Source organism: Peptoanaerobacter stomatis (assembly GCF_000238115.1).
GTDB lineage: Bacteria > Bacillota > Clostridia > Peptostreptococcales > Filifactoraceae > Peptoanaerobacter > Peptoanaerobacter stomatis.
Genome location: NZ_JH414570.1, coordinates 1 through 21,536 on the forward strand (window position 1 = coordinate 1; position 21,536 = coordinate 21,536).

General features: G+C 30.0%; 16 protein-coding genes. 11 read left to right on the plus strand and 5 right to left on the minus strand.

Translation table 11 applies throughout. The annotated features are described in order from the left end of the window. The first annotated feature begins 62 nt into the window (after nt 1-62). The 4 genes from HMPREF9629_RS10460 to HMPREF9629_RS10475 all read left to right on the plus strand — a co-directional run bounded on the left by HMPREF9629_RS10460 (nt 63) and on the right by HMPREF9629_RS10475 (nt 7,098). The gene (locus HMPREF9629_RS10460; RefSeq protein WP_242822052.1) at nt 63-3,638 is read left to right on the plus strand and encodes an FMN-binding protein; all 3,576 of its coding nucleotides are present in this window, start codon (nt 63-65) and stop codon (nt 3,636-3,638) included. A gap of 294 nt (nt 3,639-3,932) precedes the next feature. Then, entirely contained in the window at nt 3,933-5,117 is a 1,185-nt protein-coding gene (locus tag HMPREF9629_RS10465) for an ABC transporter substrate-binding protein (protein WP_009526355.1), read from the plus strand. A 280-nt stretch (nt 5,118-5,397) separates the two neighbouring features. Further along, nucleotides 5,398-6,087 carry a GTP-binding protein gene (locus HMPREF9629_RS10470; protein WP_009526356.1) on the plus strand — a complete coding sequence of 230 codons (690 nt, stop codon included), beginning with the start codon at nt 5,398-5,400 and terminating at the stop codon, nt 6,085-6,087. Nucleotides 6,088-6,105: 18 nt separating this feature from the next. Next, nucleotides 6,106-7,098 (plus strand): ATP-binding cassette domain-containing protein, encoded by a 993-nt coding sequence (locus HMPREF9629_RS10475; protein ID WP_009526357.1) that lies wholly within the window; start codon nt 6,106-6,108, stop codon nt 7,096-7,098. A 57-nt stretch (nt 7,099-7,155) separates the two neighbouring features. Here the strand turns inward: HMPREF9629_RS10475 and HMPREF9629_RS10480 are convergent, their stop codons facing one another. From HMPREF9629_RS10480 to HMPREF9629_RS10495, 4 genes are all read right to left on the minus strand, one after another. Then, nucleotides 7,156-7,824 carry a hypothetical protein gene (locus tag HMPREF9629_RS10480; RefSeq protein ID WP_009526358.1) on the minus strand — a complete coding sequence of 223 codons (669 nt, stop codon included), beginning with the start codon at nt 7,822-7,824 and terminating at the stop codon, nt 7,156-7,158. Nucleotides 7,825-8,084: 260 nt separating this feature from the next. Beyond that, nucleotides 8,085-8,717 carry an ABC transporter gene (locus HMPREF9629_RS10485; protein WP_009526359.1) on the minus strand — a complete coding sequence of 211 codons (633 nt, stop codon included), beginning with the start codon at nt 8,715-8,717 and terminating at the stop codon, nt 8,085-8,087. Nucleotides 8,718-8,781: 64 nt separating this feature from the next. Beyond that, complete coding sequence (locus HMPREF9629_RS10490; RefSeq protein WP_009526360.1) at nt 8,782-9,636, minus strand: ABC transporter ATP-binding protein; 855 nt, start codon at nt 9,634-9,636, stop codon at nt 8,782-8,784. 167 nt (nt 9,637-9,803) lie between these two features. Then, nucleotides 9,804-10,169 carry a GntR family transcriptional regulator gene (locus tag HMPREF9629_RS10495; RefSeq protein WP_009526361.1) on the minus strand — a complete coding sequence of 122 codons (366 nt, stop codon included), beginning with the start codon at nt 10,167-10,169 and terminating at the stop codon, nt 9,804-9,806. 328 nt (nt 10,170-10,497) lie between these two features. On the opposite strand from HMPREF9629_RS10495, the gene mtnK reads away from it, so the two are divergent. The 5 genes from mtnK (at nt 10,498) to HMPREF9629_RS10520 (ending at nt 16,985) form a co-directional block, all read left to right on the plus strand. After that, a complete protein-coding gene (gene mtnK / locus HMPREF9629_RS10500) occupies nt 10,498-11,622 on the plus strand; it encodes an S-methyl-5-thioribose kinase (protein ID WP_009526362.1) in 1,125 nt (374 codons plus the stop codon). 327 nt (nt 11,623-11,949) lie between these two features. Further along, the gene (gene trkA, locus HMPREF9629_RS10505) at nt 11,950-13,305 is read left to right on the plus strand and encodes a Trk system potassium transporter TrkA (protein ID WP_009526363.1); all 1,356 of its coding nucleotides are present in this window, start codon (nt 11,950-11,952) and stop codon (nt 13,303-13,305) included. 9 nt (nt 13,306-13,314) lie between these two features. Then, complete coding sequence (locus HMPREF9629_RS10510; protein ID WP_009526364.1) at nt 13,315-14,769, plus strand: TrkH family potassium uptake protein; 1,455 nt, start codon at nt 13,315-13,317, stop codon at nt 14,767-14,769. Nucleotides 14,770-14,944: 175 nt separating this feature from the next. After that, on the plus strand, nt 14,945-15,613 hold the full coding sequence (locus HMPREF9629_RS10515) for a ribonuclease H1 domain-containing protein (protein ID WP_009526365.1): 669 nt from the start codon (nt 14,945-14,947) through the stop codon (nt 15,611-15,613). 142 nt (nt 15,614-15,755) lie between these two features. Next, on the plus strand, nt 15,756-16,985 hold the full coding sequence (locus HMPREF9629_RS10520; RefSeq protein WP_009526366.1) for an arginine deiminase: 1,230 nt from the start codon (nt 15,756-15,758) through the stop codon (nt 16,983-16,985). Nucleotides 16,986-17,323: 338 nt separating this feature from the next. Here the strand turns inward: HMPREF9629_RS10520 and tkt are convergent, their stop codons facing one another. Then, the gene (gene tkt / locus HMPREF9629_RS10525) at nt 17,324-19,306 is read right to left on the minus strand and encodes a transketolase (protein WP_009526367.1); all 1,983 of its coding nucleotides are present in this window, start codon (nt 19,304-19,306) and stop codon (nt 17,324-17,326) included. A 225-nt stretch (nt 19,307-19,531) separates the two neighbouring features. Here tkt and HMPREF9629_RS10530 point away from each other — a divergent pair, with 225 nt between their 5' ends. Next, a complete protein-coding gene (locus tag HMPREF9629_RS10530; RefSeq protein WP_009526368.1) occupies nt 19,532-20,083 on the plus strand; it encodes a type II secretion system protein in 552 nt (183 codons plus the stop codon). Nucleotides 20,084-20,415: 332 nt separating this feature from the next. Further along, complete coding sequence (locus HMPREF9629_RS10535) at nt 20,416-21,525, plus strand: beta-propeller domain-containing protein (protein ID WP_009526369.1); 1,110 nt, start codon at nt 20,416-20,418, stop codon at nt 21,523-21,525. The last annotated feature ends 11 nt before the right edge of the window (nt 21,526-21,536 follow it).

The following is a 21,536-nucleotide window of genomic DNA, read 5'->3' on the forward strand; positions in this document are numbered from 1 at the left end:
CAAGTAGAAGTAATAACGCCACTCAGACGACACAAGCTATATGGACTCAGACCAAGAACATAATACAAGACAATAAAAAGAAAACAAAAGCAGAAGTAGAAGTAATAAGCGGAGCAACATACAGCAGTAACGGAATAATAAACGCAACAAAAGACGCATTAGAACAAGCCAAAGGAAAGACAACAAAACCCGGACAATCAGAATACGCAAGAAAGAATATGGACGGAGGAGCAAGTTCAGCAGGAGGAGGCGGAACAGCAGGAGCAAAACAAGAAACAGACTTTACAGACCTAAAAGACGGAGAATACGAAGGTACAGCAAGCGGATATTATACAAACTCCATAAAAGTAAAAGTAACAGTAAGTGGAGGAAAGATAACAAAAATAGAATTAACAGAAAATAAAGATGATAGAAAATATTTTACAAAAGAAAAAGAAGAAAAACTTATAAAAAGCATAATAGACAATCAATCAACAAAAGTAGATACTATGTCAGGAGCGACATACTCATCAAGGGGAGTAATAAATGCAGTTGTAAACGCTTTAAGCGGAGCAAAATCGGCATTAAGCATATTATCAAACGATGGCTCTACAGAGAAATTATTTGATGGAGAAAATAAAACACAAGAAATAGTAGAGATTGAAAGAGCAAGAAATAATAATGGAGCTACACCTAATGTAAAAGTGCAAAATATGACAATATCAAAAAAATTGACAATAAAAGACAGTATGAGAGACGGAACTGTAACTTTTGAAAATGTTACAGTTAATGGAGATATTTTAATACAAGGTGGCGGAGATAACAGTATTAAATTTAATAATTGCACATTAAAAGGTACTATAACAGTTGATAAACAAATAAGACAAAGAGTTAATGTAGTATTTGATCAAGATACAAAAGTAAACGGAAAAGTTGTATTAAAAACACCTGCAAGAGTTAATACAGATGGAAATACAGTAATTCCTAATTTAGAGTTATCAAGTTCTCTTGGAAATAATCATCAGACAGTAATAAATGCCAATGTTAGAAATTTAGATATAAAAACTATAAATGCAAATATATTAATAGATGAAAACAGTAAAGTAAATAGTATAAATTTACCTAACAATGTAGAACGATATGAAAAAAATAAGACAACTTATACTAATCAAGACGGTACATTTAATTTGGAAATTAAAAAACCTGAAAATATAAATAAAGGTTCAAATACAAATCCTTCAATGAGAGTAGTATATGGATATTCAAATGTTGACCAGGTAAAATATCCGAGCGTTGCACCTTTCATACATCCGCCGTTTTATGATATGAGAGTAAAAGTTGTGCTTGATAGCAGCAACAGAATCATATCCGTATCTAACGATGAAACGGGAGTAAAAGGATTGCCTGAGGGAGTGTCTCCTGAAAGTTGGAGCAGACATGAGCGTTATTGGAACAGAATGATAGCTGGAAACATATTTGATAAATTTACAGGCAAAACATTGGTGCAAGTAAAAGCTATGCAAATGGATAAAGGACAACCTGACGTAGTAACAGGAGCTACTGCTAACAGCTTAGCTATGAAACAGGCTGTTATCAATGCTATAGAAGGCAAAAAAGGCAGAGCATTTTTAACAAGCACACAAACTTTAAAAGCTGTATCGGAAGTTCAACAAGGTGTAACAACAGTTAATTTCACCAATACTTTACCTAATGATTTCAAGGTTAAATTATTAAGTGTTGCGCATACTGTATATAATGGAGAACAAGTTATTCAAAGTGCGACATTAAGCAAAGACGGAACAGTACTTATAATACCGAATAATTTAAAAGCGGGACATTATTATGTAAATATTTTAGATGACAGTAATTCTTACCGTTCACCTGATTTTGAAGGAGGAGTCGGAGAAAATGGACACTATCCTTACTTTGTTGTAAAAAGTAATGCAACACTGTCATTTGCAGATGACAAATTAACAGTCAGTGATGGTGACCTTAAAAATGTCTATGATAACATTGAACATATAATAATAACTGATGTTCAAGAAAAGGCAAGCAATCCAAAATATAGAGCGACTGAAATAGAACCTATAGGACATCATGGAATTAAAGGGAGAACACCTGTTACAGTATTATTTGATGAAAATACCGGTGAATTGAAACATAATGCCAAAATAAGCGGAAGAGGTGGAGACACACCTATATTTAAATACGGGAAACAATATAAAATTGAAGTGGAAGCATTCGGTTATAATAAAGTTGAAATTGACTATGTTGCAAATAAAACAAACAAGATATTAACTGGTGACGCTAACGTAGATCAAGTGAAATATCCGTTTGTAGATCCGTTTATACATCCGCCGTTCTTTAATGCAAGAGTAATAGTTGAATTAGATTCTGATGGGAAAATAATATCTGTAAAAGATAACAAAACAGGTGAAGAAGGACTTGCTCCAGGCGGAAGTAAAGATCTTTGGAATAGAAGAAACAAACCTTATTGGGACAAAGCGGTAATAGAAGGTAAAGTATTCAATAAATTTGTAGGTAAGACATTGGCTGAAGTAGAAGCTATGCAAATGGATACAGGTGGGGCTGACGTAGTATCGGGAGCTACTGCCAACAGCTTAGCTGTAAAACAGGCCGTTATCAATGCAATAAATGAAAAAAATGGTAAACTTTTCTTAAAATCAGATCAAACATTGAGTGCAAATCCGTTGATGATAAATAAAACAACATCGGAAGTAATGTTGACAAATACTTTACCAAGTGATTTTGATATACAATTAATCGGTGTCATAGGAGGAGTGTATAATACTACAACAAGCAGTATTTTAGGATTTAATCTTGAAGCGGATGGAACTAAGCTTACTATACCGGATAATCTGAAAGCGGGCCACTATTATATAAACATAATAGATAGAAATCAAAAATATCGTTCACCTGATTTTGAAAGCAGAAGTGGAATACATTATCCATATTTTGTAATAAAAAATGATGCTACATTAGGATTTACAAATAGCAGACTTACAGTCAGCGATAATGATCTTGAAAATGTATTAAAAAATATTAAAGAGATAGTTGTAAAAGACAAATCAAGATTAGGCGAAGTCGGATATGAAGGCGAAGAATTGGAAACAGTAGGACATCACGGAACAGTGGATGAAGACGGTGCTAATTTCTTTAACAAAGACGGTTCCATAAACTTGGATACAAAATCTTGGATAAGAGTAAATGGAAAATGGGAAACACGTCCAATGTTTGAAATAGGCAAAGAATATCAAATAGAAGTTGATGTTTGGGGATTTGAAAACAAATTTATATTTGATTATACAGCCTCTAATATACTCCCTCCACCAGCACCGTTATTAGTGGAAAAATTTGGAGAAGCTAAAGTACAAAGATATAATTATTCAGTAAAAGTAAAATTGACATTAAATTCTGAAAATAAAATAGTTTCGGTTGAAGATAACAATACAGAGCCACGAAGCAATAAGCGTTATTGGAACAAAGTAAAAAATAGACTTTTCAATAAACTTGCGGATAAGACATTAGAAGAAGTAAAGGCTATGAATGTTGAAAGAAGGGGTGCAGATGTTGTATCAGGTGCAACTTACACATCAAAAGCTTTAAAACAAGCTGTAATAAATGCTTTTAATAATTAATAACAAATAATATAAAAAATAGGGTGCTATGTGTACCCTATTTTTTTGTAAAATGTAATATATATTACTGATTATATTTTGAATAGAAGTATAATAATATATAAAGAAAGTTGATAAATTAATCATTCTGTTATAAATAATAACTCAAATATATTTTGCTATTATAAGTTTTTTACAAATATAAACGAAGCAGAAATTTATAAAAGTATTGGCAATTATGTCAGCAAAAATTTTGAGCATATCTTAATTTAAATAGAATTTATAGATAAAACCTAATTTTTTATGGAGGTAGAGATGATAAATTTTGATGATAAAATATATGATATAGTACAATCTAATCCCGGGATATTGGAGTTTTTGGTTGCCAACGGATTTGAAAATCTTGGAAACGAAAAAATGCTTGAAATTATGGGAAAGCAGATAACATTAACTACAGCATTAAATGCAAAAGGAATAAACAGGGATTTATTTGAAGATAATTTGAACCAATTTTTGCAAAGCAAAGAGGAGTTCAGCACAGACAAGTCGAAAATATTTGAAAATTATGATAAAAACAATGATGTTGCTGTAAAAGGTGTCTTGCCTTGTCCAATAAGAGTTCCGCTTACAGATACGATAGATGAGTTTATAAAATCAGAGAAAAGAGCGTTTGCCATATATTGTGATTTAGAGCCTGCAAGTAACGGTATAGATTCTATAAGAGCAGATTTAAATTCAGAAGATGAGAATAAATATCCTGATATAATAACTTCAGCAGGATTTGAGTTTTTCTTCGGAGAAAGAGTAAAAAGTCTTATAGACAAAGGAATATACTCATCTGAGGATTATGAAATAAATAAAGAATTTATAACAAGAGACGTAGATTTGAAAGACCCTAAGAACAATTATCATATAATGGGTATAGTGCCTGCTATATTTATTGTAAATACTGCATTACTTTATGGAAGAAAACTGCCGACTTCTTGGGAGGATTTGTTGAGTGAGGAATTTGCAGGAAAAGTGAGCATACCGTTTATGGACTTGGATTTATTCAATGCTATTGTGCTAACAGTGTACGCAAAATTCGGTATGGAGGGTATAAAAAAATTAAGACGCTCTTATCACCAGAATTTGCATCCGTCACAAATGGTAAAAGCTAATAAAAATGAAGCTATAGTAAGTATTTCACCTTATTTTTTCACTACTATGATACAAGATAAAAGTTTAAAAGCTGTATGGCCGAGCGATGGAGCAATAATAAGTCCTATATTTATGATAAGCAAGTCAAAAAGAGAGAATGTAAGAGCTGTAACAGAATTTTTAAATTCAAAAGCAATAGGCGAGATTTTTTCTTTCAACGGTAATTTTCCTTCTACAAACAAAGATGTGGACAATCATTTAAGTGATGATCAAAAATATATGTGGGTAGGTTGGGATTTTATCTACAATAATGATATAGAAAACTTGATAGCTGAATTTACAGATTTATTTACAAAGTAAAAATTTTATTTATAGAATTTTGTGTATAGTAAAATTTTTATAAAAAATAAAAAATAATGTATTATGATAATAGGGCTTATTGTACTGATACTAATATTGTTTTGATTAATGAATAATATATAATATTTTTACTTAGATAATAAATTCTTAAAAACAATAATATCTATTGTTCTATTAAACTTGTATTATGATTTTTTACTTGAGTAATAGTATCAATATTAAAGTTAATTAAATGTTATATCAATGATTTTAAAAATAGGATTTAAAATTAGGAGTAAATATGAACTTAGTAATTTTTTCAGGACCGCCGTCATCAGGTAAGACAAGTGTGATTTTGAAAGCCTGTGAAGCATTAAAAAGCAGGAACATCAATGCAGGTGTAGTAAAATTTGATTGTCTGTACACAGATGATGATGTATTGTATGAAAAAGCAGGTATTCCTGTAAGAAAGGGACTATCCGGAGGTTTATGTCCGGACCATTTCTTTGTATCGAATATAGAGCAGGTAGTGAAATGGGGTATAGATAATAAACTTGATGTGTTGATTACAGAATCTGCAGGACTATGTAACAGATGCTCGCCATATATACAAAATATACTCGGTGTATGCGTAATAGATAACCTTTCAGGCATAAACACACCTAAAAAAATAGGACCTATGCTAAAAATGGCGGATATAGTGGTAGTAACAAAATCGGATATAGTATCACAAGCAGAAAGAGAAGTTTTTTTATCAAGAGTAAGCTTTGTCAACCCTACAGCAGTAACTATGAATGTAAACGGACTTACAGGACAAGGTGCATATGAACTGAGCACACTTTTATACAGTGAAGATAAGAATATAGATACTGTTAAATCTATGAAGTTGAGATTTCCTATGCCGACAGCACTATGCTCGTATTGTTTGGGCGAAACGAGAATAGGAGAAGATTATCAAAAAGGCAATATAAGAAAAATGAGTATGGAATAAAAATTTTGGAGAATGAGTATGAAAATAAAAGAATTGATAAAAAGATATCCATTTTTAGAAAGTTTTTTTTCAGAAAACGGATATGATATAAAAAATCACGAAGAAGAAACTTTTAAGCAATATCTTGACGGATTTAATGAAGAGTATTTTGAAGACAAAGCTACAACAAAAGAAAATATACTTTTGGAATTGGAAAATTATATTAAAACGATGAAAGAGTTTTTAGGTATAAGTGAAGATAGTGATATAAATTCACTTACTTTGATAGCTGGCTTTAATAAATCCGGAGAAAAAGAAAACTTTGAAGCATTGGAAATAAAAAAATCACAGATAATAGCAATAGTCGGACCGACAGGCTCAGGGAAATCAAGATTATTGCAAGATATAGAATGGATGGCACAAAAAGATACACCGACAAAGAGGCAAGTTTTGATAAATGGAGAAGTGCCGGATATCAAAAAGAGGTATGCGAGCAACAACAAATTAGTTGCACAGTTATCACAAAATATGAACTTCGTAATGGATTTGAAAGTGAAAGAATTTTTGCAACTGCACGCTCAAAGCAGACTTATAGAAGATATAGACTCAACAGTAGATAAGATAATAGAAGAAGCGAATAAATTGGCAGGAGAAAGTTTTAGAGAAGATACGGATATAACTTCACTAAGCGGAGGTCAATCAAGGGCACTTATGATAGCCGATACAGCAATACTCAGTAAATCACCGATAGTTTTGATAGACGAGATAGAAAATGCAGGCATAGATAGAAAAAAAGCCTTAGAGCTACTTGTATCAAAAGATAAGATAGTATTAATGGCTACACACGATCCCACATTGGCACTAATTTCAGATATGAGGATAGTTATAAACAACGGGGGCATAAAAAATATCATAAAAACGAGTGAAAAAGAAAAAAGCTTGCTCGAAAAGCTGGAAATATATGACGAAAAATTTAAAAATATGAGAAAAGCATTGAGGTATGGAGAATATCTTGACGACATTGAATTATAACAAAAAGGTGTATTTGAAAATTATAAATTTCAGATACACCTTTTAAAAAAATTTATACTAAAAATCAATCTTTCCTACAATATAATCATTTGTTTTATATGTCAAAAATATGCTTACAACATATAATATTATAGAGTTTAACAAATTGAGATTTTGTATATAATATTTATACAATATCGGTTTTAGTATTATAGGAAAAAATATAAAAACATACCATATTATATTCAAAATTATTTTTGATCTTTTTTCCATTATTTTTGAATCTTTTTTTCTAATTGTTGACAGTATATTTACAGCTACTAATATCAAAATAGGTATAGATGTCATCTTTATAAAGGCACTCAGATTTGATAAAAATATATTAATAATGTCAGATTTATTGGAAAGAGCTAAAAATGCTATAGTAAAATAAGTTACTATAAATTCTATAAATAATATTGCAGAAAATTTTAGTGTCATAAACGAGGTTGATCTTGCAATATCATTTCTTGTACAGCCATAGGCTAAACAATTACGCATTTCTTTGACGTCCATAGTTGTCGGAATAAATGTTAACCATGCCGGAGCTATATAAATCAAAGATTGTATGAAAGAATGGTTAGTATGCATATTAAAATTTATTATAAAAAACAGAAATAGAAGATTGCCGGCAAATATAAAATATATTCTGTCTTTATGAGAGTCTATATAGTATTTTATGATTTTAGATGTATTTTGATTATCCATATGATTACCTCCTCATTTCATTGGGTAATTATGAGCTTTTTAGTTTTGACGTTTGTTTAAACTTTTAATGTTTTTATTTATAGTTAAAGATATTTTCATTTTTAAAAATTATAAAGAATACTTATCCCTTATTTTATCAATAAGCAGTATAAATAAACCATCTTCTATTACTTTAATTGTTTTTAAATGCAAAATTAAATGTATCTTACAATTTTAATTGAAAATAATTTTGTCATTTGCTGTAATTTTTAATTCAAAAATTAGAAATCTGTGTTTTTATAAGCATTTAATGACAATGTATAGCAGAAATAATATGTTAAGATTAGCATTATTGCTGCTACAATAGTTAGTTTGCTATTATAAACTTCCATATATGCATTTATAAAAAATGCAAACATAATTGCTGAGAATACAAATCCGACTGTAGATTTCGGTGTAATAGTGTGTGTGAAGAACAAGCCTGCAGTTGTTGTAATCAGTGTAACAATTAAGATATTTAACAAGAATAAGGCATATTCTGCTGTGAGTACTTCATTTATCAATTTATAATATATAATGGTAAAAAATACTACGCCGAAAATCAATTTTATAAATGTATATATCACAGTCAAGATATATGATGATAAGATATAATCTCTTCTTGTAACAGGATAAACTGAAAATATATTATTAGCCGATAGATTATCGCTTAGATAATCTATGTTTATTTCTGATATTGTGGATATAGATGCTACGATTGAGAAAATAATAAAAGATCTTTTGATTTCATCATAACTTCTATTATGAGATAAGATGCCGAAACTTATAATAGCAAGTATCATTAATATATAAATGATTACAGAGAAATTTCCAAAAGAATATTTTAAATTTCGTTTAATCAATAGTTTTATCATAATACTTCACTCCTTTTTATCATCGTGAATAGATTAAATCAATTTTTGGATTTTAATAGCAAAATCATCTGGATTTTTTGTTGAAGAAATATATCAAATCTTCTATGACAGGTTTATCGTAGGATATTTTATCTGTTAGTGACAAGCTGTCTTTTGTTATAAGTGCCTCGAAACCCTGCAAGTTTTGTGTATGTGATATTGCTTTTGATTTTAAATCTTCAGTAAAATACGGCTTATCTCCTTTTACAACATAAAATTGTGAAAGTAATTCGTCTTTTACTCCATTTAAAACTATTTTTCCGTTATCTATAAGTATAAGATAATCTGCTATTTTATCCAAATCGCTTGTTATATGAGTAGAAAATAATACAGATTTTTTATTATCTGATACAAAATCATATAACATATCAAGCATCTCACGTCTGAATATAGGGTCTATTCCGGCAGTAGGCTCGTCCAATATGAGCAGGTCAGGTTCGTGAGATAATGCTATTGCAAGAGAATATTTCATCTTCATACCTTTTGACAAGTCGACAAAATCTTGAGTTTCATCAAGCGAAAATATTTCCATATATGAGTTGAATTTGTCGTCATTCCATTTAGGATAGAACATTTTTATTAGCTCGGCATTTTTTTTGAGTGAAAGTTTGTCTATATAGCTTGGAGAGTCAGGTACATATCCTATATTTTGTTTAATTTGGGTTTCATATTTTTCAAATTCTTTATCAAAAATTTTTATGTTTCCAGAATCTTTCAGGTAAAGTCCCATTATAAGTTTTATAAGAGTGGTTTTTCCTGAACCGTTTGAACCTATAAGACCTGTAACGTAGCCTGGTTTTATATTAAATGATAAATTATTCATTTCAAATTTTGATGATATTTTTTTAGATAAATTTGATACTTCTATAATATTTTCCATATATATCTTCCTTTCTGAACTTATTTTATTATGTTTAGAAAATAAGTAGATAATGTTTGTAATCTGATAATTTATAAATTTTTGATATAATTTGAAATGTTATATAGTAATTTATAAAAGAAAGATGATTTTCATAATATCAAATCATACAGTTTTCTTATAAGTTGTTAAAATAATAAATCAATCATATACATAAGCTCTCTTTTTTCTATAGAATAGGTCTTGCACACATTTATAAGTTCTGTAATTTTTTCTTTTATTAATGTTTTTCTTTTTTCTTTTATGAACTCTATGCTTTGTTCACTTACATAACTTCCTTTGCCTTGCTTGGATATTATAAAATTTTCAGCTTCCAAATCATCATATGCACGTTTGGTAGTTATAACTGATATTTTTAAAGTCTTCGCCAACTGTCTTATGGACGGCAACATATCGCCGGATTTTAATTCCCCTAAAAAGATTGCTTTTTTTATCTGATTTTTGAGCTGTTCATATATAGGGGTGGTATCTGAAATGGATATTTTGATATTCAATATTTTCAACTCCTTTCAAATATATGTGCTTAATGTATATTATAAGCGTAAAGATAAATTTTAAAATACTTAGTGTATATATTATATATAAACACTATATATTTAATTTTATTTTTTGTCAATATAATAAAGAAAATTATTTGAAATATTTACTTTTTATATTGAAATTTTATCTAATAAATTGTAGTATGTAGTGTATGATATTAAAAAATATTTGAAGCGGTATGATAAAGACGATATAGTTATAAGAAGTAAAGCAAGTGATTAATAAAGATATATATTCAATATTTTAAGTTTACTACAATTTAACTATGGAAGGTAAAAATTTATGTATGATAAACATTTTTTGCTTGATGATAAATCTGCAATAGATTATATAAGGTACAAGTCTGATTTTTTCGGGGCAGATGAAAAACTCGTTTGCAAGGAAATAGGAGACGGAAATATAAATTATGTTTTCAAAATAATTGGACAAAATAAGAGCGTTGTACTAAAACAGGCTGATGTTTTGCTTAGAAGTTCAAAAAGACCGCTTGATATAAACCGTATATACATAGAAAGTGAAGTGTTGAAGATACAGTCTTCATACAGCAAAAGTGTGCCTGAAATTTATTTTTATGATGATATTATGCACATTATAGCTATGGAAGATATATCATCTTATAAAAATATGAGATTAGAGCTTTTAAATGGCAGGATTTTTCCGGATTTTGCGGATCAGATAACAGATTTTTTGGTGGATACGCTCGTGCCAACTACGGATTTGATAATGAAATCGGAAGAAAAAAAGAAAGATGTACAAAAATTTATAAATATTGAAATGTGTGATATAAGTGAAGATTTGGTATTTACAGAGCCATATTATGATTATAAAAACAGAAATATTATTTTGGAGAAAAATAGAGATTTTGTTCAAAAAAATATCTATGATAATGAAAGACTTCATTTCAAAGTGGCAATAATGAGAAATAATTTTATGAACAATGCTCAAGCTTTAATACACGGAGATCTGCACACAGGCTCTATATTTATAAATGAGAGCGGTATTAAAATAATAGATCCTGAATTTGCATTTTATGGGCCTATGGCTTATGATATAGGCAATGTTATTGGGAATTTGTATTTTGCGATGTATTATAATGAAATTGTGAGCAATAATAAGCAAATGTATGAGTATCTTCAAAGAAGTATTTATAATATCATTGTCTTTATTAAGAAAAAAATGGAGAAAAAATTGAGATCTCTCATACAATTACCTATTTACAATGACGAATTTATACGAAATTATGTAGACAGGACTATATCGGATTCACTAAGATATGCGGGAACAGAGATGATAAGGAGAGTTGTAGGAGATTCAAAGGTGCTTGAGATCACTTCTGTAAAAGATATAGATAAAAGAGTTGATTTAGAAAGAAGCATTTTAAACAGGGCATTGATGCTCATTTGCTGAAAATTACAGTGATTCTAATCTTATAAGGCATATGCTGAAATCATTATATTTTTGCTTTATATAAGATTTTTAGAAAATATGATTTGTGAATGATTTTTTATTTATTATTCCTGATTTCTATGCGATGTTTATTAAATGACGTTTAATTAGGATAAATATTTGATTTTTCTATAAAAATATAAGCAATTATTATTGACACTAAACGTTTTTTGCAATAATATGGATAGGTGATTTACGGTAAAATATAAGTTATATGTAATTAGATTGTGAGAAATAATTATTTTCAAAATTGATATAAGCTTTGTGATAGAGGGAGCAAATTATTTTATGAATATTGTAGTAGTAGGTGGGGGAAAAGTCGGAGAGATTTTATGTAGAGAGCTTTCTACTGAAGAAAACTACGACTTGACACTGATTGAAAAAAATGAGAGAGTACTTGACAAACTCATATCAAAGTTCGATATACAAGGAATATGCGGCTCCGGTATAAGCATAGATGTATTAAAAGAGGCAGGAGTAGAACACAGTGATTTTTTTATTGCAGTGTCACAAAAAGATGAAACGAATATAATTGCCTGCATAATGGCTAAAAAACTCGGTGCAAAATATACAATAGCAAGAGTAAGAGAAAGAGAATATTCGGCTCATATGGATTTTGTGAGAGATTCACTCGGTATATCGCAGATAATCAATCCTGATTTTGAGGCATCATATTCTATATATAGAATGGTTAAGTACGCATATGCCACCAATATTGAAAACTTTATGAACAATAAAGTCAGTATGGTCGGTGTTTTTGTGGAAGAAAATTCTGCAATAGCAAATATGTATTTGAAAGATTTCAGAAAAAAATTCGATGTAATAGTATGTATAATACAAAGAGGTATAGATGTGTTCATACCTAACGGTGAAAGCCTGATACTTCCTGATGATATAATACATGTTACAGGGACTTCCAACAATATGCAGAAGTTTTATTCATCTGTAGGCTTTTTGAGAGAAAAACCTCTAAAATCTGCATTGATTGTAGGCGGAGGAAAGCTGTCGAGCTATCTTATTCCGCTTCTTAAAAGATTGATGACCGATATAAAAGTTATAGAAATAAAATATGATATAGCAAAAAAATTGAGCGAAGAATACAATGACGTTTCTATAATAAACGGTGACGGAACTGATCAGGACTTTTTAGATGAGATGACGGTAGGAACTTACGACACTTGCATAACTCTAACAGGCATAGATGAAGAAAATGCTCTTATATCTATGTATGCGTCTAAAAAAGGAGTCCGTAAAACTATTACAAAGATGAACAGATTATCAATATTAAAAGTAATAAATGTGGAGCAAATAAAATCTATAATTACGCCTAAGAGAATAATAGCCGATAAAATAATACGTTCAGTCAGATCAAGATATAATGCTTACGGTTCAAATGTTGAACAGTTATACACACTTGCAAATCATGAAGTAGAGGCATTACAATTTAAAATCAGCGGTAATTCCAAAGCGACAGATATATCTTTGGAAGATCTGAATATGAAACCTAACACAATAATAGCTTTTATTTTAAGACAGGGAGAGGTATTTTTCCCGACGGGCAAAGATGTTCTTATGAAAGACGATAAAGTGCTCATTGTTACTCAAAACAGTGATTTTACAGATATTGACGATATGTTGTTATAGAGGATAGATATGAATTTTTCCATTATTATTTTTGTACTCGGAAATATATTGAAGGTGGAAGGACTGTTGCTTTCCGTTCCTTTTATAATAAGCCTTATTTATAAAGAAAGTATGAACAATACATACGGATTTTTGATAGTAATGGCTATACTATTTGTTATAGGTGTGCTTACTACTATAAAAAAACCGGAAAAAAAATCTATGCAGCCAAAAGACGGTTTTGTGATAGTATCATTGTCTTGGCTTTTATTATCATTTTTCGGTGCATTGCCATTTGTATTGTCGGGTGAAATTCCATCTTTGGCAGACGCTTTTTTTGAAACGGCAAGCGGTTTTACAACAACAGGTTCTTCAATACTTAGAAATGTTGAGGGACTTTCACATTCTATGCTTTTTTGGAGGAGTTTTACCCATCTTATAGGCGGAATGGGAGTGTTGGTATTTGCACTTGCGATTTTACCGTCTACCGGTCTTGATTCGGTACACGTTATGAAGGCTGAAGTACCCGGACCTGTTTTTGGTAAATTGGTCGCCAAAATGAGATTGACTGCAAGAATATTATATGGTATATATCTTGTTATGACAGCAGTTTTGATATTGTTTTTATTGGCAGGAGGAATGAATCTGTTTGATGCCACTTTACACGCTTTCGGAACGGCAGGAACAGGAGGCTTCGGTGTAAAAAATACCTCTGTAGCTTATTACAATTCTCCATATATAGAAACAGTAATCGGAATAGGTATGATTTTATTCGGTGTGAATTTCAACTTATATTATATGATTATGGTTGGAGATATCAAAAAAATTTTTGAATCTGAAGAATTGAAAATATATATAAAAATAATTTTTTGGGCAATTCTTGCGATATTTATAAATGTTGGAATTAAATCCGGTTTTTCTATGAAACTATTAAGAGATGCTTTTTTTCAAGTATCATCTATAATAACCACAACCGGATTTTCAACGGTTGATTACAATGAGTGGCCTGTTTTTTCACATATAATATTGCTTGTGTTGATGTTTATAGGAGGGTGTGCAGGCTCTACTGCCGGCGGATTAAAAGTATCGAGAATAGGTATACTTATGAAAACTTCCTATGCTCAGTTAAAAAAAGTGGTACAGCCTAATAGAGTGGTATCGATGAGATTTGACGGTAAGGTGTTGGACAGCAATATTATAACATCCATCACCAATTATTTTGTTGTATATATGTTGGTTTTTGTTGTATTGCTTTTATTGGTTGCATTTGATAGTCCAAATTTTTCTACAGCATTTTCAGCAGTGTCTGCAACATATAACAATATAGGGCCGGGTTTTGATGTGGTAGGTCCTGCAGGTAATTTTTCGGACTTTTCGGATTTTACTAAAATAGTTCTTTCTTTTTCGATGATTTTCGGAAGATTGGAGATATATCCTATGCTTATATTGATAGGGAGTATATTTAATAACAGTGACTTAAAATAAGTTCTCTAATTCAATAACCTTTATACTGATAAATTTTATAAGTATTAGGAATGATATGATTAATACTAACTAAATAATTGTTAAGTTATTATTAATTGTATCTTTTAATATCAAAATAAAAATATAATATAATTTAGAAATATATATTTTATTACATTGAATAAAAGGAAATATAATGCAGAAGTTTTATGCAGTAAAAAATGGCAGACAAACCGGTATATTTATGACATGGAATGAATGTAAAGATAAGGTTACAGGCTATAAAGGTGCTGTTTTCAAATCATTCAGTAATATAGATGACGCCAAAAAATTTTTGGGTTGTGATGATTTTTCAGATGGTGTAGAAAATCAAAAAGATAAAGAAGAACAGATGTATCACATAAAAGAGGAAGACATATTTAAAGATTTGAAAAAAGGTGAGATGATTGCATATATAGATGGGAGCTATGAAGACAGCTCAAAATATTTTTCATATGCGGGCATTATGTTTTACGATAATGTAAGCGAGGATTTTGCATTTGTATCTAATGACCAAGATTTAATATCTATGAGAAATGTAGCGGGCGAAGTAAAAGCATCTATGTATGTGATTGAAAAAGCGGTAGAGTATAATTTGAGTAAAGTTATAATCTACTATGATTATACAGGTATTGAAAATTGGGCTGTTGGAAATTGGAAGACTAATAATAATCTGACGAAATCGTATAGAAAGTTTTGTGAAGATATGTCCAAAAAAATAAAAATAGAGTTTGTAAAAGTGAAATCACATACGAATATTAAATACAATGAATATATAGATAAATTGGCTAAAAAGGCTATAAAAGATAAAATAAATTTTCTCTAAAATCATGCGTTTATGTGGTTGGGCTTCGTTGGTTTTTGACTGTTTAAAACATTAGAAAACTTACTAAAGCTCTATTTACCCACATAGTTTTAAACAGTTTTAGAACAAATTAAAATAAATATTAATTTAAAGGGAGATGAAAATGTCAAATATAATTAATGTTTTTTCGGAAATAGGAAAGTTAAATTCCATAATACTTCACAGACCTAATATGGAGCTTGAAAATATAGTTCCAAGTCTTAGAGAAGAACTTTTGTTTGATGAAGTTCCATATTTGAAATCGGCACAAAAAGAACATGATGAATTTGCCAATATATTAAGACAAAACAAAGTAGATGTAAAATATATAGAAGACTTGGCTGCAGAATCTATTACAGATGAAGAAATCAGAAAAGATTTAATAGAAAATTTTATAGGCGAAGCAAATATAAGAGGGCTCAAAGAATTAGAACTTGTAAGAGAACTTTTAAACTCAATAAAAGACAATGCTACCTTAATTCATAAAATGATAGAGGGAATAAGAAAAGATGAGCTGGCTTTAGAAAAGGTAAACAGTCTTCAAGAAATGGTATCGGCTCAAGATATATTTACAACTTATCCTATGCCTAATTTGTATTTTACAAGAGATACATTTGCTCTTATAGGAAAAGGCGTTTGTATGAATCATATGTGGTCACAAGTAAGACAAAGAGAGACATTGTTTGGAGATTTGGTGTTTAAGCATCATCCTTATTTTAAAGATGATAAACCTTCTTTTTGGTATAACAGAGATGAAAAATTTACATTGGAAGGCGGAGATATAATCGTGCTTTCTGAAAAAGTGATAGCAGTAGGAATATCTCAGCGTACAGAACCAAGAGCAATAGAAAACTTTGCAAAAAGCATATTGTCAAGCGATGAAGGTTTTGAAACAATTCTTTGTCTTGTTTTGCCGCGAGAAAGAACTTGTATGCACCTTGACACAGTTTTTACAATGGTAGATAGAGATTTGTTTACAGTATTTCCTGGAATAGAGTCAAGTCTTGAAATATATGAGTTGAAATACAAAAACGGTGATATAAAAACTACGTTATTAAATAAAGAATTGGTACAAGTATTGGAAGAAAAACTTGGAGTAAAAGGCATACAGCTTATAAAACAAGGTAACAGAGGAATACTTGATGCAGTTAGAGAACAGTGGTCAGACGGATATAACACATTGGCAATAGCACCGCGAGAAGTAATAGTATATGAAAGAAATGTAGTGATAAATGAGTTGTTGGACAAAGCGGGAGTAAAACTTCATATATTAAAAGAAGGAGAGTTATCAAGAGGAAGAGGCGGTCCAAGATGTATGTCAATGCCGATGAACAGAGATAAAGTGATTTGGTAATATTATCCTGATTTAAAACGTATAAAAATAAAATCTTATAGAATAATGGAAAAACATAATAATTAATTTTTCAAATAAATTATTTATATTAATGGAATTGTATAAGTTTATTAGAAAATAGTATAATACTAATATTGCTCCAAATATATACCATGTTCAAATTCCTTAAAGCTATACTTTTGAGTATATCTTTTTTGCAAGGTATTATATATTATTTTTCTCCTTTGCAACGTTATTTTATAGAAGTTTAGTATAAAAATAAATTTAATAAAATACAAATAAAAAAAGTGCCATGATTCATTATAATCTGTATCCATGGCACTTTTATTTTATAAATATTATAACAGTTCTTTTGCGGTTTCAACTACATTTTCTATTGTAAAACCAAATTCGTTGAACAATACATTTGCGGGAGCTGATGCACCGAATGTATCTATTCCTATAACTTTTCCATCCAAGCCTACATATTTACTCATAGACAATGTGTTTCCAGCTTCTATTGCAAGTCTTGCTCTTACATTATTCGGCAATATAGAGTTTTTGTACTCGCTGTCTTGTCTGTCGAATATATTTGTGCAAGGCATTGACACAACTCTTACTGATTTATTTTCTTGTTCTAATTTTTGTGCTGCATCAATTGCCAATGCTACTTCAGAACCTGTTGCAATTATTATTAAATCTATATTATTATCTTTTTCTTTTTTTATTACATATCCGCCTTTTAAAGCCTCTTTGCTTGATGTAGGTATTTGTTTTAAGTTTTGTCTTGTAAGCGCAATTGCAGTAGGTGTATGTTTTGATGTCATAGCTGAATAATAAGCGCATGCTGTTTCTGTGTAATCACAAGGTCTAAATACATTTATATTAGGTATTGTTCTGAGCATTGCCAACTGTTCTATAGGCTCATGAGTAGGACCGTCTTCTCCAACTCCGATAGAGTCATGAGTAAGCACATAAGTTGTAGGTAGTCCCATAAGAGCTGCTAATCTTATCATCGGTTTGATATAATCTGAAAATACAAAGAATGTTCCTGCAAATATTTTTAGACAACTGTGGATTGCTATACCATTCATTATTCCGCCCATTGCAAGTTCTCTTACTCCAAAATGTATGTTGCGTCCTGCTCTGTTTTCAGGTGAAAAATAATCTATATTATTCATCAATGTTTTGTTTGAAGGAGCAAGATCGGCGGATCCACCAAGCAAATTAGGGAAAATATCTTTTAATTTGTTTATAACTTCTCCGCTTGATGCTCTTGTTGCGTTAGGTTTATCTGCAAATTTCCAAAAATCTTCGTTATTGCTTAAATCTTTTTCAAATTTATCTGAGAAGAAATCATCCCATTTTGATTTTTTATCAGGATATTTCTTAGAATATTCATCAAATAATTTGTTCCAAGAATTTTCTTTTTCTTCTCCATTTTGCGCAAGAGTTTTATAATGTGCGTATATATCATCAGATATTTTGAAAGGCTCATTTTCATCCCATGATAAAGATTGTCTAAGTACAGATACTCCTTCTTCTCCAAGTGGTTCTCCATGGACACTTGCAGTACCTTGTTTTTTTCCTGCGCCATAGCCGATAATCGTCTTTACAATTATGAGCGAAGGTCTTTGCTTATCTGCTTTTGCTGCATCTATTGCGGATGATATTTTATCAATGTCATTTCCGTCATCTACTTCTATAATTTGAAAACCGTATGATTCAAATCGTTTTTTTACGTCTTCTGTAAATGCTGTATCTGTATTACCTTCTATAGTGATGTTGTTTGAATCGTAGAATACTATAAGTTTTGATAATTTGAGTGTACCGGCAAGTGACATAGCTTCAGATGTAATGCCTTCCATCATACAGCCGTCTCCACCTAATACATATGTGTAATGGTCTATTATATTGTAATTGTCTTCATTAAATTGAGATGCTAAATATTGTTCTGCGATTGCAAGTCCTACTGCATTTGACATACCTGCACCGAGAGGGCCTGTTGAAACTTCTACTCCTGAAGTGTGTCCATATTCCGGATGTCCGGGAGTTTTTGAATTTAATTGTCTGAAATTTTTTAGTTCATCTATGCCCATTCCTTCAAATCCGAATAAATGCAGCAATGAATAAAGCATTGCAGAGCCATGTCCGGCAGATAAAACAAATCTATCTCTATTTATCCATTTCGGATTTTTTGGGTTGATATTCATTTTTGACCAAATTGTATAAGCCATAGGTGCGGCACCAAGTGGCAGTCCCGGGTGACCTGAGTTAGCCTTTTGTATTTGATCGGCAGATAATATTCTTATCGCATTTATAGATTTTTGTACTATTGACATATAATTCTCCTTTTTTTATTTTTTATAATAATTACTTTTAAATATTGTAGTTGTTTATTAGAAAAATAGCAAGAGCATTTATGATAATGATATAAAAATTATAAAATATTATCTTTAAAATTGTAGATGTATTTATTATCTTTTGATATACTTATTTATAACTACATATTAAAAATAGACGTTAACGTAGATTTAAACAATATAAAAATTTACAGGATGATTATTATGCGCAGAAAATTAAAAGCATTTACACTTATTGAAATAATATGTGCTATATCACTTTTGTTGCTTGTGATGACAAGTCTTATGAGCATTACTGTATATACGCTTAAAAGTGTGAAAGAATATAATGCCGATGTAGAGATAAATCAAATATTGGATAATTTGGAGTATTATATAAAAAAAGAGTTAAAACCTGACAGAACAAGCTTTATAGGCTGCAATAAAGATGAGTATATTGTGCATTATCAGACTTTTACAAAAGAAGGATCAGGCAATAAATATAAAATTTCAGATAAAAAATTAAGGTTTGTTAAAGAAAACGGCTCTATAATGTTAGATACACAGAATTGTGATTATGAGAAAAAAGATGGTAAGTATGAGTTAAAAAGAAGATATAATCAAGGAACAAACATAATAGAAGAAAATATCAAGGAGATTAAGACGGAATTTAAAAATGATACACTATATTTTGAAATAGTTGTATTTTCCGGAGAAAAAGAGCAAGTTTTAAAATTTTCTATAAAAGGACTTAAGACGAGAGAATTTTTGAAGTAAGACTGTCATTCCACACTAATTTACATAATTTGACGCTATATTTCTTCTATAATTTATTACAGTACATTATGTACTTTTTAAAGTGCCTTAGTACAATAAATTACAATATTTTTTTCGCATTACAATTATTACAATAGATTTAAATTGTATTATAATGTATGGACAGCAGTAATTTTTGGGTGTAGTATATTAATTAGGAAAACATTTGTTATAGATATAATGCTTAGTTTATATTAATATTTATTAAAAAAAGAACATTTTTTATGGTTTGTAGTAATATGTTTTTTTAAGAAAAGATAATCATATAATAATTTTATGATAAGGAGGAAGATATGAAAAAGATAATTTTATTAGTATTGTCTTTTATGTGCATGGGAATGATTGGTGTAAACGGACAAAGTAAAGATGTATATTTTATATTCGACTCTCCTAAACAGGTGGAGTTAAAAAACGGCAAGGCTGAGGAAATAGCTGAAAAATTAAAATTGGAAGATGAAAACGGCGATACATATGACGCTGTGGTAAATGTTATAGGTGGTAAAAAAATTGCCATATCACCTATTGAAAAAATAGATGAAAAGCTGAAAATAAAAGATATTTCGGATTATAAAATTTCGGATTATGAAGGCAATATATATGTTCAAAATGAATCTAATTTAAAGAAGATATCAAAGTATCTGCAAAGAAATAGGGGACCTGTAATGCCGCTTTATTCAGTAAAGGAGGGTGCAGTTGAAGATGTTGTAGGAAGAGATGAAGCGGTTGCAACAGAGAGTTCTAATCAAAGTGCAAAAACATCTGAAAATAAAAGCGACGATTACAGCAAGACGAATGTTCAGACACAGGGAGTAGATGAAGCTGATATAGTAAAAACCGACGGTAAGAATATTTATTGTATAAATGACGGAGATTTGCTCATAGTTGATGCCAATACAAAAAATATGCAAGTAAAATCAAAGATAGAAACAAAAAAAAGAAAAACTTTAAACAATATATATATAGATAACAATAAACTTTCTCTTATATATGCATATAATGAATACAAAGATGATAATTATAAAAATGTGACATTAGTTGATATATATGATGTATCCAATGCTTCAAAGCCTAAACTTTTAAATAGCAAATCAGCAAAAGGATTTATATATGAGTCAAGAAAAAAGGGCGATATAATATATACAGTAACAAGTGATTACTTCAATACAAAATATAAAGAAACACCAAATATATTTTATAGAAAGGATTTTTATGCAAGACCTTCATATGAATTTGACTCTACAGGAATAGATTTGACAAAAATGATATATATGCCTTTTAACCCCTCAGAAGAAATAACATATATTACAGCTATGCAAACGACGATGTCGAAAAATAACAATGAGCTGTTATATATGGGAAGTTCCGGAGATATCTATATGTCTACAGATAATATGAGAGGCTGAGTCGGAGACAC